A 26,547-nucleotide genomic window follows, 5' to 3' on the forward strand; every position below is an offset into this window, starting at 1 on the left:
AGACGAAAGCTAAACGTGAGGAAGCGTTTCGGTCTTGGCCAGGAGGAAAATATGACTCGACCAGGAAATAACGCCGCTGCGGCACCACGTCCATTTGGAATGCGTGATCGAATCGGCTATATGTTTGGTGATTTTGGAAATGATTTCACCTTTATTTTGCAGGCAATGTTCTTTACCTTGTTCTACACGAACGTGATCGGAATTGACCCAATCCACGTTGGGATTTTATTGCTGGTAGCACGCGTAGTGGACGGTTTTACTGATGTTGGCATGGGAGTTCTGGTAGACCGGTTGCCATTGAAAGAAGGGGCAGATAAGTTCCGTCGTTGGATCAAGTGGATTGCGATCCCGGTAGCTGTTGCTTCTACGTTAATGTATATGTCCTTCGTGGCTGATTTTACGTCTTATACGGCGAAGATCGTGTGGATGTGTGCAACCTACTTCCTTTGGGGTTCAATTTGCTACACCGCAATTAATATTCCTTACGGCTCAATGGCGTCGGTAATTTCCGCTGATCCGAATCATCGTGCACAGCTTTCAGTGTGGCGTTCCACTGGCGCGAATCTTGCAGTGCTGCTCATTAGCTCAGTACTTCCACTCGTGGTGTACACGAAGAATGCTGAAGGTGTAGCAGTGCTTGACGGGTCGATGATGACGTACTCGGCAATCTTCTGCTCAGTTGCTGCAGTGATTTGCTATGCGGTGCTTTACGTATTTTCTGTAGAACGTGTGAAGTCGCAGCCAAATGCGGAAGGTGCGGGTGCGCAAAAGCAGCCAAGTATTGGCAAGATGCTCGTATCTGTGGTTTCAAACAAGGCACTGCTCGGTTTGATTGTAGCTGCACTCCTACTTTTGCTTGCAAATCTTTTCCTTACCGGGATGCTCGGCTATCTCTTCTTGAACTGGTTCGGTAATGGCAAATTGCAGTCGCCAGCTTCAATGGCTGGGATGCTGCCAGCTTTCGTGCTGATCGTCCTTGCTCCGTGGCTGGCAAAGCGTTTCGGGAAGGCTGAAGTCGGTGCAATTGCAATGCTGGTTGGCGGCGTGGTGCTCGTAGCTGCATACTTCTTGAAGATTGAAAATGCGATGCTGTGGATTGTTTTCTACTCGGTTGCAATGTTCTGTATCGCGATTTTCAACTTCCTAGTTTGGGCATTTATTACTGACGTGATCGACGATCAGGAAGTGCGTACCGGCAACCGTGATGATGCTACAGTTTATGCGGTTTATTCGTGGGCGCGGAAGCTTGGTCAAGCATTGGCTGGTTTCTTGACTACGTGGGCGTTGAGCTTCGTTGGGTTCGATTCGGCAATCGCAAAAGAAGGCGGGCAGCAAGCACAAAGCGTGATCGATGGAATCTATACTTTCGGTAATCTTGTGCCTGGTGTTGGCTGTATCCTCGTCGGTTTAGCGTTGATGTTCCTTTACCCGTTGAAGAAGAAGCGTGTGGTAGAAAACGAGAAGATTTTGGAAGCTCGTCGTGCGGAAAAGGCTGCGGCTCACGCTTGATTGAGTTAGCTTGGGCAGGGCATTAACTATGCCACTGCCCAAGTGGAGCAAATAGTTTACCTGATAGTCAAAAGATGCTTGTGTGCTGCTTACTGAAAGCAATACACAAGCATCTTTCATAAAATTTCGTGAAAATAGTTCTGAATCGGGTAGCTTTCTGAACTTACTTCCAAGATTTTTCTCGGCGTATTTATTGCCGGTTTAAGAGCTGCGCGAAAGGCGTTACTGAGTTTGGGTCAAAAGGATTTGCTGGTTTTCCGTGATGCGCTAAAGATTGCTTATTTGCTGCGTATGCTTTTTGGTCAAATAGCTCAATCGTTTCATTACTCCGTTCAGGCGGGGTGACGGCTGCGGCTAAAGCGGCTGTATCGTTTGCAGAGCTTTCTTGGGTGGCGTGTGGAGATGGGTGCACCACTGCTTGGAGCAGTTCACTTGCCACGCTCTCGATCCGGCGTTGGAGCGCTGAGGCGCCAGTGGCAGATCCCCAATCGTCGGTTGCCGCAAAAATCGTACTTGGAAGTACGATCCCTTTCAGATAGGAAAGCATCGGACGCATAGTGTATTCGATCGCGAGTGAATGGCGTGCGGTTCCTCCCGTCGCGCCAATCAATACCGGCTTACCTGCGAGCGCCGCATCGTCGATCAGCTGCCAGAAAAGTGTTTGGATCCCGATTGGTGCACCTTTGTAAATAGGTGCAATCGTGATCACGGCATCAGCTGTGGTGATGCTTTCAAAAGCTGCTGTTAGTTCTGCATTCGGCACGGGGGTGAGGATGCTAAGAGTAATTTGCTTTGCGAAATCACGCAGATTGATTTCAATAAATTCGATTTCGACCCCAAGAGCTTGGGCGTGTTTCGAAATAGACTTGAGAATTTGTGCGGTTAGTTTTGTGGTTGTCGATTCGGAGCTGACTCCCATCCAAATGGCAGCGATTTTCATTTATGATCCTTAGCTTTGAGTAAGATATTTTACGATTTTCGGCAGCTGCTGATTCAGCCTTGGCTGGCTTTTCCATCCGATTCCTTACGATTCGGATTTGAAAGATCTGGAAAAGCCAGCTGCATGGGCTGCAAAATATTGCAGCCTATTCCTGAGCGCTAGTGGTTTAGCCTTGTGCTGCCTGATCTTTTGCAGCTTGAGAATCTGCTTTTCCACCTGGTACAGGCTCATTACCAGCAGCTTTTCGTGCTTTGAGCCATTCGTGCGTTGGGGCATCTGGCACATCGGCAGGGCGATTTTTTGCAAATTCTGCACGTAATACGGGCACTACTTCTTCGCCAAGAATATCGATCTGTTCGAGTACCGTCTTTAATGGCAAGCCGGCGTGGTCGATGAGGAATAATTGACGTTGGTAATCGCCAGCCCATTCACGGAATGAGAGGGTGCGTTCAATGACTTGCTGCGGTGAGCCGACGGTGAGTGGTGTTTGCTCCATAAATTCTTCAAGTGCCGGACCATGCCCGTATACGGGGGCGTTGTTGAAATAAGGACGGAATTCATTTACTGCATCTTGAGAATTTTTGCGCATAAATACTTGCCCGCCTAAGCCGACGAAGGCTTGATGTGCTTTGCCGTGCCCGTAGTATTCATAGCGTTGGCGGTAAAGGTTTACCATTTTTGCCGTATGTGCCGTATTCCAGAAGATATTGTTATGGAAGAAGCCGTCACCATAGTATGCTGCTTGCTCGGCGATTTCGGGGGAGCGAATAGATCCGTGCCAGACGAAAGGTGCAATATCGTCAAGCGGGCGTGGAGTTGCGGTGAAGTATTGCAATGGTGTGCGGAAGCGGCCTTGCCAATTTACATCGGTTTCACGCCAGAGACGGTGGAGGAGTTGGTAATTTTCGACGGCGAGGGGGATGCCGTCGCGAATATCTTTTCCGAACCAAGGATAGACGGGGCCAGTATTGCCCCGTCCCATCATTAGATCGATTCGCCCGTCTGCGAGGTGTTGGAGGTATGCGTAGTCTTCGGCGATTCGCACTGGGTCGGTGGTGGTGATCAGGGTGGTTGCGGTAGAGAGTTGGATTTTTTCGGTTTGCGCAGCGAGGTGTGCAAGTAGGATCGGGGGATTTGCGGGTGCGATGAATGGCGGGTTGTGATGTTGACCAGTGGCGAATACGTCAAGCCCGGCTGCTTCGGCATGTTTTGCAATTTTTACGGTTGCTTTAATGCGTTCGTGTTCGCTTGGGGTTTTCCCGGTGGTTGGGTCGGTGGTGAGATCGCCGATGGTGAATACGCCAAATTCCATGATTTTTCCTTCGAGCTGGTAGGGGATGACTTTTGGTGGTTGAGAAAACTAGCAAGTAGTTGAATACTCAACTATCTAAGCTTTAGTTTACTGCAAAAAGTGCTTGTTTCAAAGTTAGTGTGTATCGGGCTAGTGGGAATGTAATCTTTGGTAAAGTTTGTGCATTCCGTTTATTTTTTCGCGACACCTTGTATGTGGGTATTTGATATAGGTGATGAAATATTTCTCTATATCAATTTGAATAACGATTTTATTTTAGCGACGGTTATACTTTTTCCGGTTCTATAATGCGATTGAAACTGGAGATAGATATGGGGTATGGGGAATCTGTGGCACAAAATTTGGCTACAAATGAAACTGCTAAAGATGCGAAAGAAGAGGCACAACCCGATATCTCGATCACGGAAGAAACTGCGGCAGAGAAGATAGCCGAGCCAGATACGGTGAAAAAAAGCGGTCTTGCAGCGCTAAATTCCGATGATTTTCAGCTCCTGACGGTAATTGGAGGCTGGCGCGTGATCGCCGAAGCCGTCATTCCGACAATTACTTTTCTTGTTGGCTTAAATCTGAGTGGCGATTACTTCGTGCCAGCATTGATCGCACTTGGTGTAACGGCATGTGCAGCAATTTTGCGCGCACTTTCGCATCTGCCAATCAAGCCAGCATTAATCGGTGTGGTAAGCATGGCTGCTTCAGTTTTCGTCGCGTGGAAAACTGGGCAGGCAGTAAATGTATTCCTCATCAGTATTTTGAAAAATATGACCTATGGCAGTATTCTGCTGATCTCAATTATTGTGCGCTGGCCATTGCTGGGAGTGATGCTCGGCATGATTCGCGGTGAAAAGACGCATTGGCGAAAAGGTGAACAATTTAAGCTGACGCGGACGCGCTACTATCAAATCACGTGGATTTGGGTTTTTATTTTCGCGGCGCGATTAAGCGTCCAAATCCCATTCTATTTTGCTGATAGCGTGCAGTGGTTGGCGCTGATGAAACTGGCATTGGGAATGCCAGCCGATGCAATCGCTGCATACTTTTGCTGGAAATTACTGTGCACGCTCCCGAAACGGAAACGTGTGAGGCAAGATCAGCATCTCGCAGAAGCTGGCGCGAAAGAGCGAGTAAATAGCTGATTTAGGCTTTTATCGTTTCGGCGGGTTTGCGTAGCGCTAGTTTGCTAGTTTTGGTGGATTTTAGCTGTTGGTGTGCATCGGATGCTGCGCGCGCTATGCTTTGTTTAGGTAAAATTGCGTGAAAGAGTGCAGATGCTTGAGATTATTGCCTTAAATCCGGAAGATATCCGCCAAGCAGCACGCGGAGGAGCAGACCGGGTTGAGCTCGTTGGGACGATGGATGCTGACGGGCTCAGCCCTGATCACGAGCAGCTGCACCGTGCGGTGGTGGAAGCAAAGAAAGCTGGAATCGCAATTCGGGTGATGCTTCGCAAGCGGGCTGGGTTCTTATTTGAGCAAACAGATCAGCAAGCACTTTTACAGCTTATATCAGAGCTTTGCGAAAATGGTGCCGACGGTGTGGTCTTAGGATTTCTCGATCGCTTTGGGAATATTGACCATAGTGCGATCAGCTCTTTAGAGCTTGTACAAATGCCAGTCACTTTTCACCGTGCGATAGATGCTGCCACGGATTATTTCGGGGCATGGGAGCAGCTGGCGCAGCTGGCGGGCCGCGCAGATTTTAATCTGACCCAAGTGCTTACCGCAGGATCGATACAGGGCGTGAATGCAGGGCTGGAAAATATTCTTGCAGCAGCAAAAAATCCTTTCGCACAGAATCTAATAATGGCAGGCGGCGGGCTTGCGCAAAAACACTTGCCGCTATTGCAAGCGGCAGGGATTAGCGCATTTCATGTGGGCAGTGCCGTCCGCCCAGATCGCAACTGGAGCCGTCCCGTAGCTGCTGAACTTGTACGGAAATGGGCAGAGCTTATTTCTTGAATCGAATTTTGATTTAAGAAAACTTAAGCCGACGGCTGTAGCTGTGGTTGGGCTTGTGCCGCAATTGCACGAATAGATGCGTAGAGGCAAAAGCCAACAGTGCAGCATAAAGTAAATACGTAGAGTAGTGAAGCTATTTGGAATATCGCAAGATGCCGTGCCTGCCACAAATAGAATGATCCAAGAGCGAGCGTCCCGATCGGGAAGGTCAGCGCCCACCAGCCGGAAGTGAAGACCATATTATTCCGGAAACCGTGTACCGTCATCTTAATCGCCCAGATAATCAGCGGCACACTAATCAAAAACATGCAGTATCCGTAAAAATTAGCAAGTCGGTGCAGCATGTGTGCAAAATCGGGATGTAATACAACTTCAGAATTTAAGGCGATTACTTGTACGGCAGCGGTCGATTGCCCTACCATTCCAAGCGGAATCCATGCTGTGAGTGAAGCGTTTACCGGAATCTTACTGATCCGCCAATGATAGTGGTATACGCGGGCAAAAATCACTGTGCCAAGCACGAAGGCAATAAAGAAACAAGCTGTTGAAAGGAAAAGCATGAGTCCGCGAATTGCGATATCTTCAATCTTTCCGGCAATCCCTGCCCCCACGGTCGCAGAAACCATCGGCCCCACCACGGCTAATCCCCAAACGGCAATCGGGCTGGAAATGATTCTTCCAGAAAGTACCACGCCGAAACCGAAAGCAGTGACCAAACCGATGAAAGTAGCAATAATCCAGAAGAACAGATCAATCCAAAATGCGCTTACTGCCAGTGCCGGAAACCAATATGGCAAAATCGTTAAGGTAGCTGAACCAACAGAAAGTATTCCCATCGCGACGGTACCCCACATTGGGATCAGGTTTTGATTCCGAATCGTCTGTGTAAAAGCGCGCCGATCACGCAATATGTGAATTGCAAAAATGCTTGTGAGCCCAATTAAAATCAGCCAGCTGAGGGTGAAAGGCAGTAATGCAAGGAGGCGTGCTCCAGGTAAAATATCGCCTTGTAAATGCAGTAGCGTGGAAAGGATTCCGGTGCCCATTACTGCTGGATACCATGACGGACCTGCCGGTGGCAGTGGAACTTGCGTGTATCGAGTATTGCGTGGTTGATTCAATTTTCTCATTCATTTCTGCTCGGATGGCACCTTTTCAGAGTATCAAGAGACATAGTGCTACGAAACCTGAAGGTTGTGAGAATGAGCAACTGCGGGAAAAGGAAGTGCGGCCAGATTTGCAGTAAAATCCAGCCGTAATTAACTCGGCAGCAGATTAACCACGCATTTCGTCCACGATCGTGTTCAATGTTTTTGCAGGGCGCATCACTGCGGAAAGCAATTGCGGATCTGGGTGATAGTATCCGCCAATATTTACCGGCTTACCTTGAACTGCCAACAATTCGCTTTCGATCTGTTGTGCATTTTCCCTCAGCCGCTTTGCGAACGGTGCAAATTTCGCGGCTAGCTCCAGAGAGCGGGTTTGCCTTGCGAGATTTTCTGCCCACCATATCGCAAGCCATGCATGAGAATTGCGGTTATCAGGCGTGCCTGTTTGGCGTTGCGGGGATTTGCCTTGCGTTAAAAGCCTCTCGGTGGCGTGATCAAGCGCATCGGCCAGTATGCCTGCATCTGTATGTGCATGGCATTGCGCAAATTGCCGGAAAGATTCCGCGATCGCTAAAAATTCTCCGAGGGAATCCCAACGTAAATGGTTTTCTTGGATGAGCTGTTTTACATGTTTTGGAGCAGAGCCTCCTGCACCAGTTTCAAATAGTCCACCACCAGCCATTAGTGGCACTACTGAAAGCATTTTTGCAGAGGTTCCAAGTTCGAGGATCGGGAAGAGATCGGTGAGGTAATCGCGGAGTACATTTCCGGTAACAGAAATTGTGTTCAGCCCTTTTCGGATCCGGTCGATGCTTAGCTGGGTGGCTGCTTGCGGGGAAAGAATCTGTATTTCTAAACCGTCTGTATTTTCTGCTTGCAAATATTGGCGGACCTTTGCAGCAAGTAATGAATCGTGGGCGCGGGTTGGGTCAAGCCAGAAAATAGCTGGGGTATTTGTTTGCCGAGCACGGCGTACTGCGAGTGCCACCCAATCGCGGACGGGGGCATCTTTTGTTTGGCAGCCGCGGATAATATCACCTGCGGCTACTGCAATTTTTAGGAGGGTAGAGCCATCGGCGGTCTGTAATTCTACGTGCCCTGCTTGCGCGATCTCAAAAGTTTTATCGTGTGAGCCGTATTCTTCAGCTTTTTGTGCCATTAGCCCGATATTTGCCACTGATCCCATAGTTACTGGATCGAATGCGCCGTGTTTTTTACAATCGGAAATTACAGTTTGGTAAACGTCAGCGTAGGAAGAATCTGGAATCACGGCGAGAGTATCTTGCAGCTTGCCGTCACGGTTCCACATTTTTCCAGAGTTTCGGATCATTGCTGGCATGGAGGCATCTACGATCACATCAGAAGGCACATGTAAATTGGTGATCCCGCGGGAGGAATCAACCATTGCCAGCCCTGCGCCAGCTGCCAGTGCTGTATCGAAAGCACGGCGAATTTCTGCGCCCTCTGGCAAGTTCTGCAATCCGGCAAAAATGGTGGCAAGACCGTCACGTGCGTGCAGATTCGCGGCGGCTAACTGTGCGCCGTATTGTGAGAATACATCCGCGAAATATGCCTCGACTACGTGCCCAAAAATAATTGGGTCAGATACCTTCATCATTGTTGCTTTTAAGTGTGTCGAGAAAAGTACACCTGCTGCGCGAGCAGTAGCTACTTGGGTGGTAAGAAAATCAACTAAAGCGCTGCGGCTCATTTTTGCTAAATCAAAAATTTCGCCAGCCTGTACCGGGATATTTGCATGCAGCGTGATGCTTTCAGCTGCCGTTTTCAGTACTAGCTGCACTTTGCCGTCTGCTTCGATCACGGTTGATTTCTCGCTGCTGCGGAAGTCTCCAGATTCCATAGTGGCGACGCGTGTTTGTGAATTTTTATCCCATTGCCCCATTTTGTGTGGGTGTGCTTTGGCATAGTTTTTCACTGCAAGCGGGGCGCGCCGATCTGAATTTCCTTCACGTAAGACGGGATTAACTGCTGAGCCTTTTACAGTATCGTAGCGTCGGCGAGTTTCTGCTTCGGTGGCATTGCGCGGCTCGTCAGGATAATCAGGGAGCGGATATCCGTGTGATTGTAATTCGCCAATTGCTGCTTTTAGTTGGGGGAGTGAGGCTGAGATATTGGGCAGTTTGATGATATTGGCGCTTGGATCATTAGTGAGTTTCGCGAGATATTGCAAAGCCTCTGGTACGCGCATAGTTTCCGGGAGCTGGTCATTAAAGGCAGCCAGGATTCTACCGGAAAGCGAAATGTCAGCAGTTTCAATTGTGATATTTGCTTGTTTGGCAAAACCTTCGATGATCGGTAGGAGTGAGGCTGTGGCGAGCATTGGTGATTCGTCTGTATGTGTGTAGATGATTCGAGCCATAGTGAGCTGCCCCTTTGCTTCTCGTTAGTTATTTCTTCTCGCGCTGCGCGTTTTGGTGAGCGAATTTCAGCTTTGTTTTGATTCTAGCTCAAATTCGCGAAAATGTCTTGATGTTAAGATAAGCTTGTGTGGTTAATTTTTATTCATTGTGTGAACTGCCTTAATAAATCCGCTTACAGCCTTTTCTGGTTTGGTTTACCTTGTTTAGGCACGGCTAAAATCAAGACAGCTAGAGATAGTCGGCAATTCGCAAAGCGTACATAAATATGCGCAGCTTAGTATGGGCGGATGCGGCGATATTTTTCGTTAGTTGAGACGAAAAAACATGGCACTAAAGATGATTTGTAAGGTTAGGGCGACGAGATGGAAAAATGGCAGCTTGATGACGGTGTAGTGCAGTTCCCGTCAGGTCGGCGGATCCGTGGGCGCTCTTGGAAAGTGAAAGCTGCGGAAGAAGCCGATCTTTCACTTGTGTTAACAACCGTTACCGGGCAGGAATTTGCGAGTTACGCAGTTTTTCCAGGATCAACTGAAAGCATGATGATTGACTGGCCCGATGAGCGTATTCCACGCCGCGGCGCACATGCTGTTGCGCAGTTGAACGAAATCTGGGAGCGTGCAAAAGATGAACGCGTAGAAATTACCTGCCGCACTGGGATTGGCCGCACTGGTACGGCACTTGCAATTATTGCCGTTTTTGAAGGTATGGACCCCGATGCTGCAATTGAATTTGTGCAGAAAAACTACCATCCCGATTCGGTAAAATCGCCGGCACAACGCGGATTTTTACGCGAATATGCTGCAATGCGCGCGAATGAGATCTTGCAATAATGGGAGAGAGCGCAAAATTATTGCGCGCTCATCACTACACGGGAAATAGGTATCAACTATTTTCTGTTTTATGGTTCTTTGATCTTTACTGACCACTTTTGATTTAGCTGGAAAATTAGCGAAAAGCTGATTATTGGCTTTTTAGCGGAAATAAGAAAATCCTAAGATTCACCTGAATCTTGTAATACCAAATCACAAGAGATAGTAATCAAATTAATATAGATTTTGAAAATGCCATATTATATGCTGTGATTGATTTTTGAAGTAATACTCTCTAAAACACTAATCCAGCTAGCGCGAATCGAAAAAAATCAAAAGCAACACTATAAATAATCAAATATGTAAAATCTGCAAACGAAAAACCGTGCGAATAGAATAAATCCGATAATTTGCAAACCACTTAATTAGTTACATTCAAGCAGATATCAATATACTAACAGGAGTGAACATTTCGACTAAAGAACAGCGGCAAGAAAAGCAAGTGATTACAGACCTTGCTTCACTTGATGTTGCCAGCGAAGAAGTCGAAAAATATGGTGTGCATCCAGACCAATTTATTGAATGGTACGGGCCAATCACAGGACGAGTAGTAGTAGCAGTACACGGATTTACAGAAACTGATAATCGGTTATCCTATTTACGCCCTGCAGCACTAGCCTTAGGAGACGCTGGATATCGCGTAGCATTAGTTGAATATCGGCAGATGCCCCACCATCCTGAAATAACCTTTGAAGATATTGCCACTTTAGCGCGGCATCCAAGATTACAAAATGCGATCTGGTTTGGGCATTCTATTGGCAGTCTCTGCGTATTAAAAGCACTTTACGATCCAGAAAACTCAATCAAACATTGTGTAGTAGCTGCACCGATCATGAATTTGCGCCGCGAAGTGGAAGAGGAAGAAACATCCAACAGCCAAATCGCACAAACAATCACACAATGGATGGGCGGATCGCCAAATTATCTTCCCGATACATATGCTGAATATGATCCAGCAGTACTATATGTGCGGAACGGGAGCGCAGACGGATTCGCAGCAAACGGATACCATCTCGATATTATTCACGGTTCAGCCGACCAAACAATACCAGTGCAACATATTAAAACACTTCAAGCAGAGCCATTTAATATCGCAATCGTGGCAGACGCAAACCATAACGACGTAATTTGCCCAGGCCATGATGCTTGGCTTTTCCTGCTTGGAGCACTCGGATAAACCAGCTTAAACTAGCTATATGGCTAAAATAGATCAAACCACCGAAAAAACATTCGCACAAGAATTTGCTGCATTCATCACGGCAGCACCATCCGCATATCATGCGGCAGCCTGGGAAGCAGAGCAGCTGCATACAGCAGGATTCACCGAGCAAGACGAACACGAAATATGGATGAATCATCGGCGCGGATTCGTACGCCGCTCAGGCGCAGTGATCGCATGGCAACTACCGCAAAAAATTGATGCCCAAACAGGCTTCCGGATCGTTGGAGCACATAACGATTCGCCGTCATTCAAAATCAAGCCAAATCCAGATACGGCTGCTTTCGGCTTTTCACAAGTAAATGTAGAAGTGTACGGAGGGCCCCTGCTAAATTCCTGGCTGAATCGAGATTTGGGAATCGCTGGGCAAATTAGCACCATTGACGGTGAAATACACCTTGTAAAAACCCCGCCAATAATGTATATCCCGCAACTCGCCCCGCACCTTGACCGTTCACAAAATGGTGAATTGAAATTAAGCGCACAAAATGATTACCATCCCATCTGGGCGATCGGCGATCACAGTATTTTCACTTATCTCGCCGACTATATTGGAGTAGAGCAAAGCCGGATTGCAGGGATGGATCTATATGCTTACGACGGGCAAGCACCCCGAATTTTTGGCGGCACAAGTGAAGCAGACTTCCTCGCTGCCGGACGGCAAGATAATTTGTCATCTGTATTTGCAGCATTTCGTGCATTCTGTGAAATCGCTGCCGACGCAGAAAAAAACGAGTCAAATTCTGATCCAGAAGAAGCCGGAGATGTGCTCATATTTGCCGCATTCGACCATGAAGAAGTTGGCTCATGTACATTTACGGGAGCAGAAGGTCCGTTCTTAGAGCATCTCCTACGCCGAATCAGCGCTGGATTAACCGCAGCGGAGAAAACTAACAGTGCCGAAAGATTCCTCCAAATGCTTGCAAATTCTTCATGTATTTCCGCTGATGCAGGGCACTCAATCAACCCGAATAAAACCGAAAAACATGACCCAGCACATCAACCAGTACTTGGAAACGGACCATTACTGAAAATTAACTCACAGCAACGCTATGCAACCGAAGCACAAGGAATAGCACTCTGGTTACGAGCCTGTGAAGCTGGCGAAATAGCAACACAAGAATTTGTATCAAATAACGATGTACCATGCGGATCCACAATTGGTCCAGCCACAGCTACCCGTCTCGGAATCGTGACGGTCGACGTAGGCATCCCGCTACTCTCAATGCACTCCGTGCGTGAAATCAGTGCACCAGCAGACCTACTTGCATTAGCCAAAGCGCTACAAGGATACTACGCTGGAGCCTAAAACAGATGCATGATCCACAAGCAAAACAAAAAATCGCACAGAAAAATCAAGATCCGGATGCGGACGCTGTAAAAACTGAAAAAGTAGCGCAAAGCGAATCAATTTTGCAAGCGCAATTCTGCAATCCAGCGCACAGTATTGATCGCGTAGCACTAGCACACCCGCAACGAACAAACCTGATCTATGGTGAGCAAAACTGGACGGTACGTGAAAGCGCAAAAATAACCCGCCAGATTGCTGAACTATTATTGCACCTAGGCGTAGCAGCAGGTGAGCGGGTGGCGCTCATCGCTCGCAATACTCCATACCATTTATGGATCCACGCCGCATGTGCACGAATCGGGGCAATCTTCGTGCCAATTTCCTACCGCTTGCAAGCACGTGAATTAGCACAACTGCTCACAATCTGCACCCCGCGCGTAGCCGTATTTGATGTAGAAACAGTTAGCGCAACATACAGCGATGCAATTACACAGCTGCCAAAAATAAACTCAGTATTCTATCTCGACGCTGACCCGCAGGCGCCGCAATGCGATACAAACCTATTGGAACGGCACAAAATACACGCTTTTACAGCTGCTTACCGAGATCTTCCAGGAAAACTACTCTCCGTCGTGAAAAGAAAAATTGCCCAGATCCCTGCTGCGAAATCGCAGGCTGATCCACTTCTGCTGAGCCAGATAGAATATCCAACTGGATTAGCCGCAATTCTCTTCACCTCCGGATCTGTAGGAATCCCGAAAGCTGTTGGGCTAACACACGCACAACTCTATTGGGGAAATCAGAATTTCCGCGACGGATTCGAATATTCCACGGTAGATCGAGAATTAGTGGTTGCTCCACTGACCCATATTGGCGGATTTAACGGCACCACCCTCGATCTTTTCGCACACGGTGGCACGGTCGTAGTGATGCGAGAATTTGATCCTGAACAACTCTTAACACTGCTCGAACGGCATCGTGTGGCAATGATGTTTGGAGTGCCCACAATTTACGCTGCAATGCTGAATCATCCAAAATTTGCACAATTTGATTTATCCAACTTTCGCTTGCCCCTGATCGGAGGTGCCGTAGCAGCAAAAAGCCTCCTGCAACGAATGATCGATGCTGGTCTGCGGCCAATTAACGTCTGGGGCATGACGGAAACTGCCGCCTCAGGATGTTGCCTTTCAAGTGCGCAGGCACTCACCGCCATCGGATCGATTGGGGTACCTTTTCCGCGAATAGCTACGCGCATTATCGATCCGGAAACTGGCACTGATAGTGAAAATGGTGTGGGCGAGCTAGTCCTTTCCGGGCCAAGTGTGGTGCAAGAATATTGGAATGATCCGCAAGCTACAAAGGCGGCATTCGATGGTGTCTGGCTGCATACCGGCGATTTAGTGCAGATGGATGAAAACGGTAACTTTTGGGTGACGGGAAGAATCCACAATCTCATCAATACTGGCGGCGAGAAGGTTGCGCCAGAAGAAGTCGAACGGGTGCTCAGCGAATTTCCCGGAGTGCGTGACTGTACCGTAGTGGGGATCCCAGATGAGCGTTGGGGCGAAGCTATTGCTGCCGCCCTGATACTCGAAAAAGAAACCCCGGTTCCAGACCTGCCTGCACTCCACTCTTTCGCAAAAGGACGGATCGCAAGCTATAAGCTGCCAAAATTTATTGTTCCGGTACCGGAATTTCCGATTGGGGCAAACGGTAAAGTAGATCGGCTTGCGCTTGCCAAACTACTTAGTGCTGCATCCTTGCAAGCACAGCTGTAGCCTCCTGACGGGGAACGCTTTGGGCATTCCCGATTTCGCGCAAATGCTCTGGGATCTCCCAACCTTTTGCGCGCATCGCCCGCGCCCAAAGCGTACCCGAACGATAAGAAGAACGCACCAGCGGGCCAGCCATAATACCGGCAAAACCGATTTCATAGCCGATTTTCGTCAACTCTACAAACTCATTTGGTTTCACCCAGCGGTCGATCGGATGATGCAATGGAGAAGGACGCAAATATTGTGTAATCGTCAGGATATCGCAGCCGGCTTCAGATAAATCCTGCATTGTGGCAATAATTTCATCCGTTGTCTCACCCATTCCGAGAATTAAATTCGATTTCGTGATCAAAGAATTCTCTGCAGCGAAAGTAATTAAATCCAGGGAGCGCTCGTAACGGAATGCGGGGCGAATTTCTTTGAAAATTCGTGGCACCGTTTCCAGATTATGCGCCAACACCTCAGGACGGGCATCGAATACCTGCTGTAATGCTGGAGCTCCGCCACGCATATCGTCAATGAGTAACTCGACACCCGTCTTTGGGGCAAGCTCATGGATCTTTCGGCAGGTTTCGGCATAAAGCCAAGATGCGCCGTCAGCTAGATCATCACGGGTAACACCAGTAATAGTGGTGTAATGTAAATCCATTTCACGCACTTTTTCAGCCACGCGGCGCGGCTCATCAACATCATATTCGGTAGGCCGCCCCGTCTTGATAAAACAAAAATCACAGCGGCGAGTGCAAATATCTCCACCAATGAGGAACGAAGCCTCACGATCTTCCCAGCATTCATAAATGTTTGGGCAGTTCGCTTCCTCGCATACTGTGTGGAGAGAAGCACCATGCACACGATTGCGCATATCGTGATATTCTTTTCCGACCGTGGCGGTAGTTTTGATCCACTCCGGTTTTGTTTCAATCGGAGTTTCCATATTGCGTGTTTCTACACGCAGCAGTTTACGTCCATCTGGATCAACGCGGGGTGCTGGACTCACTTTTCCTCCTCCTGCTTTGGCTTCCATGCTACGCCAGTTTTTGCCGGTAAATCATTGCTTGCCAGATCTTTCCAAGCTTGGGCAAGGTAAGGGCTAGGATCGAGCTGAATCAACTCCGTCTGCTTACGTGCCAGGAGCAGAAACTGGGAGTAGGACCGGTTTAGCTCGGCGGCAAGTATTGGGAGCACATCAGCAAGCGAAGTTTGCATCCCTTGTGCCTGTAGCGAAGTAACACCGGCATCAGTGATTCCACATGGGATCACTTCCAGAAACTTTGCCAAATTCGTATTCACATTGAATGCTAATCCGTGCATTGAAGTTTCGTGCGCAAATTTAATGCCAATTGCACAAATTTTTTCGTCTTGTTTGCCGTCCTGACAAATCCATACTCCGGAGCGACCAGGTATTTGCACGCCGTAAATCGCGAATTTTTCCAGTGCGCGAATAATCGCTTTTTCAGTATTCCGCACAAAAGCTACCACATCGTGAGGGGCTTGCACTTTCACAATCGGGTAAAGCACAAGCTGCCCAGGGCCATGATAAGTTACTGACCCGCCACGATCCATTTGAATCACAGGGACACTGCGGTCTGGAATATCTTCCGGTTTAGTGCGGCGCCCAGCAGTATAAGTATCGCAAGCTTCCCAAGCGATAAAAGTATCAGGATGGGAAAGTTTGCCAACTTCCCGGTTGAGCCGCCGCTGGATCGTATCCACGAGCATGTAATCGAGCGGACCTTGATCAAGGAGATTTAAAATATGCACCTTCTCAGCCTAACTGCTGCAGTGCATCGCTGCGAGTTCATGGCTGTGAGACAGCTTAACTTGCAGCAGCCGAATGCGAAAAAGAAATAAAACATCATTTGGTGATACTCAGCGCAGAAAGAGCGTTGAAATATAAAAGCACAAAGGCAGACGCGTAGACTTTACTCTCGGAAAGTAACCTGCTGTGATCTGAGCAAAAAGTTGATGCACTATGAAGAAACTGGTGAATTTGAGCAGGCTGGCAGGAATCAACGACTTAGGGGATATGGATGGCAAAACGCGCAGATTTGCGAAATGTGGCGATTGTGGCACACGTCGATCATGGAAAGACGACACTTGTGGATGCGATGCTCTGGCAAGGAGGCGCATTTGATGCGCACACCACCGTCGAAAAGACAGGTGAACGGATCATGGATTCGGGCGATCTGGAGCGCGAAAAAGGGATCACGATTCTCGCAAAAAATACTGCGATCACCTATCATGGACCGTCTGCAGCAGAATTTGGTGCGCCGCAAGGAGTGACGATCAACGTGATCGACACTCCAGGGCACGCTGATTTTTCCGGCGAGGTTGAACGCGGACTTTCAATGGTTGACGGTGTGGTTTTGCTGGTAGATGCATCTGAAGGGCCACTGCCGCAAACTCGTTTTGTGCTGCGCAAAGCGCTTGAAGCAAATCTTCCGGTGATCCCCGTCATTAATAAAGTAGATCGGCAAGATGCGCGGATTTCGGAAATCGTGAGCCAAACGCAAGATTTGCTCCTTTCGCTCGCTGCCGATATTGAAGATTCTGCTGCTTTGGATCTTGACCGGCTGCTGGAGATCCCAACGATTTTTGCGGCGGCAAAAGCTGGTTATGCAGATACTGAACAGCCAGCTGATGGTGGGCTTCCCAGAAACCAAAATCTTGAACCGCTTTTCCGGGCGATTCTTGAATATATTCCAGCTCCAGAATATGAAGCCGATGCTCCGCTCGTAGCCCAAGTAACGAATCTGGATGCCTCGCCATTCCTCGGGCGTCTCGCACTTTGCCGCATATACTCAGGAAAACTGGAGGCAAATACGTGGATGGGGCTGATGGATGGGGCAGAAGGCAAGCTTGAACGCGTACACGTGACCGAACTTTTGCGGACGGAAGGGCTTGAGCGGAAGCCGGCGAAATCAGCTGGTCCAGGTGAAATCGTAGCAATTGCGGGGATCCCGAATATTACGATCGGGCAAACACTCGTCGATCTCGAAGACCCGCGCCCTCGTCCGCGGATCCATATTGACGATCCGGCAATTTCAATGACGATCGGCATTAATACATCACCGTTGGCAGGCAAAGTAAAAGGGCATAAACTGACAGCGCGGCAAGTACGTGATCGGCTCACGCAAGAGCTGGTCGGTAATGTTTCAATCCGGGTGCTGCCAACCGACCGTCCAGATGCTTGGGAGGTGCAAGATCGTGGCGAACTTGCACTTGCGATTCTGGTAGAGACGATGCGCCGGGAAGGTTTTGAATTGACGGTAGGCAAACCGCAGGTGGTCAAACGCGTGATCGACGGGGTAGTACATGAACCGTGGGAGCGTGCAACGATTGACGTGCCTGAGGAATATCTTGGTGCCGTCACACAGCTGATGGCTGCCCGGAAAGGGCAAATGGAAACAATGACGAATCACGGTACTGGATGGGTGCGGATGGAATTCGTGGTGCCATCGCGTGGGATGATTGGCTTCCGCACCCAGTTCCTGACGCAAACTCGGGGAACCGGGATCGCCGCATCGATTTCGGAAGGATACCAGCCGTGGGCAGGGCCGATCGAATCGCGGATCACCGGCTCACTCGTTTCCGACCGTTCCGGGCAGATCACTGCCTATTCACTGCAACGGCTCGAAGATCGCGGCACCTTCTTTGTGAAACCAGGTGAAGAAACATATGAAGGGCAAGTTGTGGGTGAGAATCCGCGCAATGAAGATATGGACGTGAATATCGTAAAAGCAAAAGAAATGACGAATATGCGTTCGGCAACAGCGGATGTATTTGAAACTTTGCAGGCTTCACGCACGCTCACCCTCGAAGAGTCAATCGAATTCGCAGCAGAGGATGAATGCATTGAAGTCACTCCAGAAGTGGTGCGCTTGCGGAAAGTGACGCTCTCAGCGATTGAGCGCGCTCGCGAAGCTGGGCGGAAGAAGCGTGAGGCGAAAGCAGCACAAGCGTGAATCGGCAACGGCAACGTTCGCTATGGGAGTTGCTCGCTGGGGTGCTGCTTGGCGGATTTGCGGGAAGCGTGGCGGTGATCGTACACGCTTCGCCGGTTGATTTGGCGTGGGTTGGTTTGATTCTCGCCACTGTGATCATTCTTACCGGAGGGTGGTTAGCTTACGAAGGGGCAGGATTTTTTGGTGAGCTGGGATACTCTTTAGCGGTGATTGGGGTTACTTGCAGCTTAATGCTCGCGCTCGTTGGTGATGATTTGGTAGCCTTGCCAAATGAATTTGCCTCACAAATCTGGGTTTATACCGCCCCGATTTTAGCTGCTGTGTTGTTCACCGCAGCATTGGTGAAGAATTATCGCTAAGATTTGTAGCGAATCAGGAAATGTTTTTATGCAATATTCTTTATTGGAATATGTGCCAGGCAGGTTTTGCTGTTCAGCGAAAATAGCTGCTTGAATGCGTTGAAAGTTTTGGAAGGGGAAGCAGAAATGACGTACGTAATTGCCTTGCCATGTGTGGATGTAAAGGATCGCGCATGTGTGGATGAATGCCCAGTGGATTGCATTTATGAAGGAGAACGCACGTTATACATTCATCCTGATGAGTGTGTAGACTGCGGCGCTTGCGAGCCTGTTTGCCCAACGGAAGCAATCTATTATGAAGATGATTTGCCGGCGGAATGGGCTGCATATCAAGATGCAAACGCTGAGTTCTTTGATGAGATCGGGGCTCCGGGTGGTGCGGCGAAAATGGGTGTGATTCAGCATGATCACCCGTTAATTGCGAAACTTCCTCCGCAGGCTTAAGTGAGGAGCTAGTGCTCCCGGTATTTCTGTAAGGCTTGATGCGGGCGTTTGCTTTTGTGCGCCAGCATCAAGCCTTACAATTTCCCTTGCATGGTTCGCCTGCTTGAGCACTTTTCTGTAGCGTGATAGGTGGCACAAAAAAAGAAAATATCTTTAAGTAAAGATAAAATGCTGCGAGGAGACTCACATTAGAGTACGCTGGTGATTAAGAAATTTAGATAAATTTGCAAATCTGGTGACAAAGCAGTCGCTGAGATCCAGTGCTTGAGAGATCCAGTGCTCAAGAGAAGGGCAAGCTAATGGCTTCTAATGCAAAAATCACAATTGATGGCAATGAGCTTGAACTGCAGCGAATAAACGCTACTGCAGGAAACGACGGTTTCAAAATAAACAACCTATTACAAACCACTGGCACCGTCACTATCGATCCCGGTTTTACGAATACCGCCTCATGTGCATCTAAAATCACGTACATTGACGGCGGGAATGGGATCTTGCGGTACCGTGGTTATCCGATTGAGCAACTCGCAAAGCATTGTTCTTTCCTTGAAGTAGCCTATCTTTTGATCTATGGACGTTTACCCGATGCAAATTCGTTAGCTGCTTTCGTGCATCGAATCAAACGGCATACGCTGCTGCATGAGGACTTCCGTTCATTCTTCACTGCATTTCCCTCGCATGGTCACCCGATGTCAATTTTGCAGGCAGGAATCGCTGGCCTGGGGACATACTACGAAGACACTCTCGATCCGCATGATTCTGCACAGCGCGATTTAGCGTCCGTCTTGCTTTTAGCAAAAGTACCGACGATGATTGCCTATGCGTCCAAGCGGGCGACTGGTTTGCCGCTGCTCTATCCAGATTCTTCGAAATCGTATACCGAAGATTTTCTCCGCATGACCTTCGCACTGCCATATCAAAACCATGATGTGGATCCGACTATCGTGAATGCACTCGATAAGCTCTTCATCCTACATGCGGATCATGAACAGAATTGCTCCACCTCTACAGTGCGGCTAGTGGGTTCTTCCCATGCCAGTATTTATGCATCGGTAGCAGCAGGAGTAGGAGCTCTTTCTGGGCCATTGCATGGGGGTGCGAATGAAGCCGTGCTGAATATGCTGAGCTCGATTCGAGAGCAGGGGCTGCAAATATCTGATTTCGTAGACCAGGTAAAAGATAAGCAAAATTCGGTGAAACTAATGGGCTTTGGGCATCGTGTCTATAAAAACTACGATCCGCGTGCCACAATCGTGAAAGAGCTTGCGGATGAAGTTCTCGATCAGCTTGGCGGAGATTCAGAGCTTTTCGATATGGCACGCGAGCTGGAGCAATTTGCTTTAAGCGACGATTATTTTGTGCAGCGAAACTTGTATCCAAATGTTGATTTCTACACTGGCTTGATTTACAAAGCGATGGGTTTCCCAACGCAAATGTTTACTCCGCTTTTCGCATTAGGGCGCTTGCCAGGATGGATTGCGCAATATCATGAGCTGATTCTTGACCCAGAGCAGAAGATTGGGCGTCCGCGGCAAGTTTATATTGGCGCACCTGAGCGGAATTGGGTGCCAATGAATGAACGTGAGACACAAAATCGTCGTTTCTCCGACCTCGCGGACGGGATCGTATAAGAGAATATTTTGCACTGCACACTCTGATATTTGCTGCAGAATTGCGTAAAAGCGCAGCTCTGTGAATTGTTTTTGGGGTCAAAGTGGCAAAATGGAGTGAGTTTTTGTTATCCTCTGCATCAGGCAGTATTTGAGATTGCTTGTGGCAATGAGATTTCATCGGTGTGATCTCTGCTCCTTGTGCAAGGCGTTTGCTGCGCACAAAATTAGATTCAAGCTTTGCCAATGGTGTTCCAAAAGAAATTCGATTCTTGCATCAAGAAGCAGCAGCAAATCAGTAATTGAGCATCAAGAAGTGCTGCTAAATAAACACGAAGGCGTGTGAAGGAGAATAATGATGGGATTTTTCCCGCAGAAAAAATCTGGCAAACGGATGCTTGCAGCTGTTAGTGCTGGTGTAGTTGGCGTATTTGGGATTACACCCGTAGCTCAAGGGACGGAGTACACAAATTTGCAAACTTCAACGCAAATGGTTTCAAATCCAGAAAATGTAAAAGTAGGTACGATCGATACCACTAAACGCCAACAGACGATAAATTCGGATTGGAAATTTATCTTGGGGGAGCAAAGCGGCGCACAAAATCCGCAATTTGATGACTCCGCCTGGCGGAATGTCGATCTGCCGCATGATTACAGTATTGAACGGGATTATACCCAAACTGGTGAAGCTGAAAGCGGATATTTGCCGGGCGGGATCGGCTGGTATCGGAAAGTGTTACCAGTGCCTGCTGAGCTTGCAGGAAAACGAATCAACCTGAATTTTGACGGGATTTATATGGATGCCACGATTTATCTCAATGGGATCCAGCTTGCCACCCATCCCTATGGCTACACTCCTTTTTCGGTGGATGCTACTGATGCGGTGAAATATGGAGCAGATAATATCCTCGCAGTACGGGTAAATCATCAAACTCCCTCAAGCCGCTGGTATTCGGGGTCTGGAATATATCGCGATGTAGATTTAGTGATCACCGATCCGATACACCTAAGCCATGACGGCGTGAAAGTTACAGCCAAGAATATTGATACGTACACAGGTTCGGGCACCTTAAATCTGCAAATTGAGACTGCCATTGAAAATGAAAGTGCAGTGGATGCGAATGTGACGCTAAAGCACACTGTGCACGCAAAGTCAGATGGGAGAAAGATCGGGGAAGCCGAAGCTGAGCAGCGTCTGGCGCCGGGTGCGAAAGCTACGAAAAGTGTGGCTCTGGCAGTTGATTCGCCAAAACTATGGAATCTTTCTAATCCGTCGCTTTATATTGTGAAAACTGAAGTAACCAGAGACGGCAAAGTAGTCGATACTGTTGAGACGACGACGGGTTTTCGCAAGATCGAATTCCTGGCAGATACAGGTTTTGCATTAAACGGCGAAAAAATGAAACTGAAGGGCGTCTCAATGCACCACGATCAAGGTGCGCTTGGTGCAAAAGCATATCGACGTGCAATCGAACGGCAAATTGAGATTCTACAAGAAATGGGTGCAAACGCGATCCGAGTGACCCACAATCCGGCTTCGCGTGATTTGATTCAACTTGCTGACGAAAAAGGGATGTTGATCGTTGAAGAAATTTTTGATGGTTGGCATGTGGCAAAGAACGGTAATCATCATGACTATGCCCGTTTCTTTAATCAGCAAGTGCCAGCGGATACGAAACTTGAAAATGTGACTGCCGGCAGCACTTGGGCACGTTTTGATGTGGAAGCTACTTTGCGGCGCGATTACAACGCGCCAAGTGTGATCATGTGGTCTTTAGGAAATGAGATCAATGAAGGTGCAGGCTATGGGGATCTCGTGCGAGTTTACGGATCTGCGCAGCGTAATTTGATTCAATGGGCAGCCGCAATTGATCAAACTCGACCACTCACGCGTGGCGATAATATGCTGAAAAGCAAATCTTATAATTCGGTACAAGCAATGGAGAATCTTGTAACCGAAGCGAAAACAGCTGGCAGCAGCGGGCTCGTCGGTACAAACTATGCTAATGGTACACAGTTCGATACGCTTCACCGCGAGCATCCGCAATGGAAAATTTATGGCTCAGAGACGGCATCCGCAATCAATAGCCGCGGAGTATATGATTCGGTCAATAATGAAAGCCCAAAGCACCGGAGGCGCCTGACTGCTTATGACCAGAAGAAAGTGAACTGGGGGCATTTTGCCTCCGAAGCGTGGTATGACGTGATCACTCGCGATTTTGTGGCTGGCGAATTCGTCTGGACGGGTTTTGATTATATCGGCGAACCAACTCCCTGGAATGGTACCGATGCTGGAGCAAAAGGCGGATGGCCCGCACCAAAGAATTCTTACTTTGGCATTATCGATACTGCAGGTTTCCCGAAGGATTCATACTATCTCTACCAGAGCCAATGGAACGAAAAGGCGCATACATTGCATCTTCTTCCGGCATGGAATTCAGATGTAGTTGTAAATCAAGGGCAGGGTAACGTGCCGGTAGTGGTTTACACAGATGCACATCGGGTGGAACTTTACTTCACCCCAACTGGCGGTACCCGGCAAAAAATCGGCGAGAAAAGTTTCACCGAAAAAACCACTCCGGGTGGATTCAAATATCAAATATATACCGGCCCCGAGAAACAATCCGCACCGCATCAGAACCTTTATCTCACCTGGCAAGTGCCATATCAAGACGGAAAGCTGGAAGCTGTCGGGTATGATGCGCAAGGTGTGAAGCTGGAAAATACGCTTGGCCGGAATATTGTGCAAACTGCTGGTACAGCGAAGAAACTAGCAGTGCATCTTGACCGTCCGCAGATCAAAGCTGACGGTGAAGATCTCGCCTATATCGACGTTACGATCACTGATGAGCACAATGTGCCAGTGCCGAATGCAGAGCATATCGTCAAATTTGCGACGCAAGGTCAATGCCGGATCGTGGGTACGGATAATGGCGAGCATGCTGATCACACTTCATTCCTGGCAACTGAGCGGAAAGCTTTTGCCGGTAAAGTGTTGGGAATTTTGCAGGCTACAAACATTCCGGGCGAATGCCAGGTGACGGTGAGCGCACAAGGACTCGAATCTCAGACGGTAGTAGTGAGTACCAAGCAGGTTGGGACGGCAGATGCTGATGGAGTTGATGCCTACCGTTATCCGCGCAACTATTATGTGCAGTTGGGCGAGCAGCCGAAATTACCAGCGCAGATTGATGCAATCATGAAAGATGGTCAGACGCGCGAAGCTAGTGTTGCATGGGCAGAAATTGCTGCAGCGCAAATCACGCAAGCCGGAAGCTTCATCGTCAAAGGTCGCACCTCGCTTGGTGATGAAATCAGCGTAAATGTGACGATGCTAAACAGCATTGGAGCGGTGTTGAATTATTCAGCTGTGACATCTGTTGGGAATCCACATACATTGCCAGCCGCCCGTCCAGCCGTTTTGCCAAATGGGGAAGTACTCGCCACGACCTTCCCGGTGCGTTGGGAAGAGCCGAAGGCAGATCAATATAATGCTCCCGGGCTGCTCGAAATTGCTGGTACTGCAACCGTATTTGGGAAAGAATTGCCAGTAAAAGCCACGATCCGGGTGGAAAATGAGCAGGTAACTGTAGGGAAGAATCTTGCTTCAGCAGCATTGAAAGTAACGCAAAGTGTGCCGGAAGGAAAACAAGACGATACGCTTGCCGCGATCAATGACGGAAAAACCGCTGCCCCTGCATATACCGGAGGCGGTAAAAACCCGAATGTCTGGACGAACTACACGATCTCACAAGACGGAGAAACAAAATCTCATATTATTTTCGCTTATGCGACACAGCAGCGTTTTGCCGAATTTGGGGTATATTTTTACCGCGATTCCTGGGCGGCACGATATCCGGCTGCGGGAGCTACAAAGTTCTATGTCAGCGAAACTGAATCTGGTCCATGGACACCGGTGGAAGCTACAGAGACGATCGGCACCGAATCGACGAATGTGAAACCCTACACTTACAAGTTGGCAAAACCAGTGACGGCAACTTTCGTGAAGATCGAGCTAACTAATTCAGCACAAGACCTTGCGAACCGTAAACCGTGTATCGGAATTTCGGAAGTATTGCTGAAAGGTGCGCAAACTATTGCCGTAAGCGCAAACGAAACTGCTGGACTGGAATCATTGCAGGTAAATCATGCCGCTGTGCCAGTTTCGGCGCTCGCAGCCTGGAAATTCGTCACGCCAGCAGAAAAAGTAGTGCAGCTAAAAGCCACAGCAAAAGACAATTCTGCCGTCACTGAACTTCCAGCATATGCAGGGATAGTGCGAGTGATCGTCGAATCTGAAAATCAGCAAATGCGTAAAATTTTCCAGATTTTGCTTGGGCAAGATCAGCCACTTGCTGCTGATGATGCTGCTCGCGATATCGCTCCGAAAGAAATGAAGATTGTGGTCGGTAGTGAAGCTGCTGCAAGCGGAAATAACTCGAAGGAGAGTGCGCTCGATAATAATCCAAAGACGGTATGGCATACTCCTTGGGGGAATCAGAATCCAATCAATGGGAACACCGCAAAATTTGCTGAAAAAGGCTGGGCAATGCTGATCCTTGATCAGCCGCGAGATATTGCAGCATTGCGCTACCTGCCACGAGCAGATGGCAATAATGGCACGATTACTGAATACGATGTATTTGTAAGCAATTTTTCGCCAACAGCGCGTGCAGCTGGAGATACTGCGGCAGTCTTACCGCCTGATACAGAATTTACGAAAGTCGCAAGCGGTACTTGGGCTGATAATCATCAATGGCAGATTGCACAATTTGAGCAGGTGCGTACTGTGCGTTACGTGAAGCTGGTGCCAAAGGCAACTGCTAGTGATACCCGTCCGAACCTTTTTGTGAGTGCCGCAGAACTTCGCTTACGTGAAGCTAAGCCAGTGATTGATCTTGCAGATGCAGCACGCGGATATACGGTGAATCCAGAACCAAGCGAAGTGCTGGTGGAGAAAGTGGATGCGGAGCATCTTGCACGCCCAGAAAAAGTGACGGTAGCTGATAAAAACGGGAATCAGCTGATCGAAGGAGTAAACTATCGGCTGAGCTACACTGGCGATGCGCAAGCAGGCACAGCAATGGTGAAAGTGACGGGAATAAATACGCATAAAGGTACGCTCACTGCCCAATATGTGATCAAGGTGGTACCGCCAAAATCGCAAGTAGCGAAGCAGGAACTTGCAAATCGTTTAGCGCAACTTACGAAAGTTTCAACGGACGGAAAGACTCCTGAATCTGTGGCAGCTTTCAAAGCCGCAATTGCATCTGCACAGGCAGTGCTGGATCGGGCTGATGCAACCCAAGAAGATGTACTTACAGCGGTGCAATCACTTGTGGGCGCAGAAGCGATCTTGCAAGATCAGGCAATTTCTGATGCCACAGGTGATGGCACAAGCGGTGCTCCTGATCCCGGTGATTCGACTACCGATTCTGAGCCGGGTGAAGGCAATGGATCTGATGCATCGAATCATGATAGCAGCACTGAAGCTAATAGTGGATCGGAAACTGGAGCAGGTGCAGATCCGAATGTAAATTCGGGTACTGCTACTGCGCAAGCGCACCGCAAAGTAGCCGCTGCTCAGCCGAAACCAACAGCTCGAAGCCTTACTGATCGCTTTGCAGCAAGCGCTTCCCGAGGGATAAATCTTGCCAAGACGGGCGCGGGAATCTTCGGCTTAGTTGTGCTGGCTGGAGTGCTGGGAGCTGCTGGAATGATGGTCATACGCCGTCGTGAAAAGTGAGAGTACTTACCAGCGAAAGTAAATAGTTGCTGTTAATTGTGGGGCGAGAAATCAAAAAACTCG

The 26,547-nt window shown here is 48.6% G+C and carries 18 protein-coding genes; 12 read left to right on the forward strand and 6 right to left on the reverse strand.

Going from position 1 to position 26,547, the window contains the following annotated elements:
* The first annotated feature begins 51 nt into the window (after positions 1-51).
* The gene (locus tag J2S36_RS07335) at positions 52-1,509 is read left to right on the forward strand and encodes an MFS transporter (RefSeq protein WP_309956997.1); all 1,458 of its coding nucleotides are present in this window, start codon (positions 52-54) and stop codon (positions 1,507-1,509) included.
* A gap of 190 nt (positions 1,510-1,699) precedes the next feature.
* Here the strand turns inward: J2S36_RS07335 and J2S36_RS07340 are convergent, their stop codons facing one another.
* Together J2S36_RS07340 and J2S36_RS07345 are read right to left on the reverse strand one after the other, a co-directional pair.
* Positions 1,700-2,449, reverse strand: a complete 750-nt coding sequence (locus tag J2S36_RS07340) for an NAD(P)H-dependent oxidoreductase (RefSeq protein WP_309956999.1) — start codon at positions 2,447-2,449, stop codon at positions 1,700-1,702.
* 166 nt (positions 2,450-2,615) lie between these two features.
* Positions 2,616-3,761 carry an LLM class flavin-dependent oxidoreductase gene (locus J2S36_RS07345; RefSeq protein WP_309957001.1) on the reverse strand — a complete coding sequence of 382 codons (1,146 nt, stop codon included), beginning with the start codon at positions 3,759-3,761 and terminating at the stop codon, positions 2,616-2,618.
* A gap of 287 nt (positions 3,762-4,048) precedes the next feature.
* On the opposite strand from J2S36_RS07345, the gene J2S36_RS07350 reads away from it, so the two are divergent.
* Both J2S36_RS07350 and J2S36_RS07355 read left to right on the forward strand, forming a co-directional pair.
* Positions 4,049-4,894, forward strand: a complete 846-nt coding sequence (locus J2S36_RS07350) for a DUF3159 domain-containing protein (RefSeq protein ID WP_309957003.1) — start codon at positions 4,049-4,051, stop codon at positions 4,892-4,894.
* 132 nt (positions 4,895-5,026) lie between these two features.
* Entirely contained in the window at positions 5,027-5,716 is a 690-nt protein-coding gene (locus tag J2S36_RS07355) for a copper homeostasis protein CutC (protein ID WP_309957005.1), read from the forward strand.
* Positions 5,717-5,739: 23 nt separating this feature from the next.
* On the opposite strand, the gene J2S36_RS07360 is transcribed toward J2S36_RS07355, so the two are convergent.
* Positions 5,740-6,846 (reverse strand): TDT family transporter, encoded by a 1,107-nt coding sequence (locus tag J2S36_RS07360; protein ID WP_309957006.1) that lies wholly within the window; start codon positions 6,844-6,846, stop codon positions 5,740-5,742.
* Between the two features lie 145 nt (positions 6,847-6,991).
* Positions 6,992-9,205: an NADP-dependent isocitrate dehydrogenase gene (locus J2S36_RS07365; protein ID WP_309957008.1), complete on the reverse strand. Its 2,214-nt coding sequence runs from the start codon at positions 9,203-9,205 to the stop codon at positions 6,992-6,994.
* 363 nt (positions 9,206-9,568) lie between these two features.
* Here J2S36_RS07365 and J2S36_RS07370 point away from each other — a divergent pair, with 363 nt between their 5' ends.
* The 4 genes from J2S36_RS07370 to J2S36_RS07385 all read left to right on the forward strand — a co-directional run bounded on the left by J2S36_RS07370 (position 9,569) and on the right by J2S36_RS07385 (position 14,363).
* On the forward strand, positions 9,569-10,036 hold the full coding sequence (locus tag J2S36_RS07370) for a protein-tyrosine phosphatase family protein (protein WP_309957010.1): 468 nt from the start codon (positions 9,569-9,571) through the stop codon (positions 10,034-10,036).
* Positions 10,037-10,478: 442 nt separating this feature from the next.
* Positions 10,479-11,252: an alpha/beta hydrolase gene (locus tag J2S36_RS07375; RefSeq protein WP_309957012.1), complete on the forward strand. Its 774-nt coding sequence runs from the start codon at positions 10,479-10,481 to the stop codon at positions 11,250-11,252.
* Positions 11,253-11,271: 19 nt separating this feature from the next.
* Positions 11,272-12,603, forward strand: coding sequence for a M18 family aminopeptidase (locus tag J2S36_RS07380; protein ID WP_309957014.1), 1,332 nt, complete (start codon positions 11,272-11,274; stop codon positions 12,601-12,603).
* Positions 12,604-12,608: 5 nt separating this feature from the next.
* Positions 12,609-14,363: a class I adenylate-forming enzyme family protein gene (locus tag J2S36_RS07385; protein ID WP_309957015.1), complete on the forward strand. Its 1,755-nt coding sequence runs from the start codon at positions 12,609-12,611 to the stop codon at positions 14,361-14,363.
* Here J2S36_RS07385 and lipA read toward each other — a convergent pair.
* Positions 14,332-15,357, reverse strand: coding sequence for a lipoyl synthase (gene lipA, locus J2S36_RS07390; RefSeq protein WP_309957017.1), 1,026 nt, complete (start codon positions 15,355-15,357; stop codon positions 14,332-14,334). The two genes, J2S36_RS07385 and lipA, sit on opposite strands and share 32 nt — an antisense overlap.
* Positions 15,354-16,121, reverse strand: a complete 768-nt coding sequence (gene lipB / locus J2S36_RS07395) for a lipoyl(octanoyl) transferase LipB (protein ID WP_309957019.1) — start codon at positions 16,119-16,121, stop codon at positions 15,354-15,356. Before lipB ends, lipA begins: the two co-directional genes overlap by 4 nt.
* 269 nt (positions 16,122-16,390) lie before the next feature.
* On the opposite strand from lipB, the gene typA reads away from it, so the two are divergent.
* The 5 genes from typA (at position 16,391) to J2S36_RS07420 (ending at position 26,484) form a co-directional block, all read left to right on the forward strand.
* A complete protein-coding gene (typA, locus tag J2S36_RS07400; RefSeq protein ID WP_309957021.1) occupies positions 16,391-18,325 on the forward strand; it encodes a translational GTPase TypA in 1,935 nt (644 codons plus the stop codon).
* Entirely contained in the window at positions 18,322-18,684 is a 363-nt protein-coding gene (locus J2S36_RS07405) for a hypothetical protein (RefSeq protein ID WP_309957024.1), read from the forward strand. Before typA ends, J2S36_RS07405 begins: the two co-directional genes overlap by 4 nt.
* 126 nt (positions 18,685-18,810) lie before the next feature.
* The gene (fdxA, locus tag J2S36_RS07410; RefSeq protein WP_309957515.1) at positions 18,811-19,128 is read left to right on the forward strand and encodes a ferredoxin; all 318 of its coding nucleotides are present in this window, start codon (positions 18,811-18,813) and stop codon (positions 19,126-19,128) included.
* Positions 19,129-19,427: 299 nt separating this feature from the next.
* Positions 19,428-20,759, forward strand: coding sequence for a citrate synthase (locus tag J2S36_RS07415; protein ID WP_309957027.1), 1,332 nt, complete (start codon positions 19,428-19,430; stop codon positions 20,757-20,759).
* A gap of 334 nt (positions 20,760-21,093) precedes the next feature.
* The gene (locus tag J2S36_RS07420; protein ID WP_309957029.1) at positions 21,094-26,484 is read left to right on the forward strand and encodes a glycoside hydrolase family 2 TIM barrel-domain containing protein; all 5,391 of its coding nucleotides are present in this window, start codon (positions 21,094-21,096) and stop codon (positions 26,482-26,484) included.
* Positions 26,485-26,547 lie beyond the last annotated feature (63 nt).

This window comes from Arcanobacterium hippocoleae (assembly GCF_031456295.1).
Lineage (GTDB): Bacteria > Actinomycetota > Actinomycetes > Actinomycetales > Actinomycetaceae > Arcanobacterium_A > Arcanobacterium_A hippocoleae.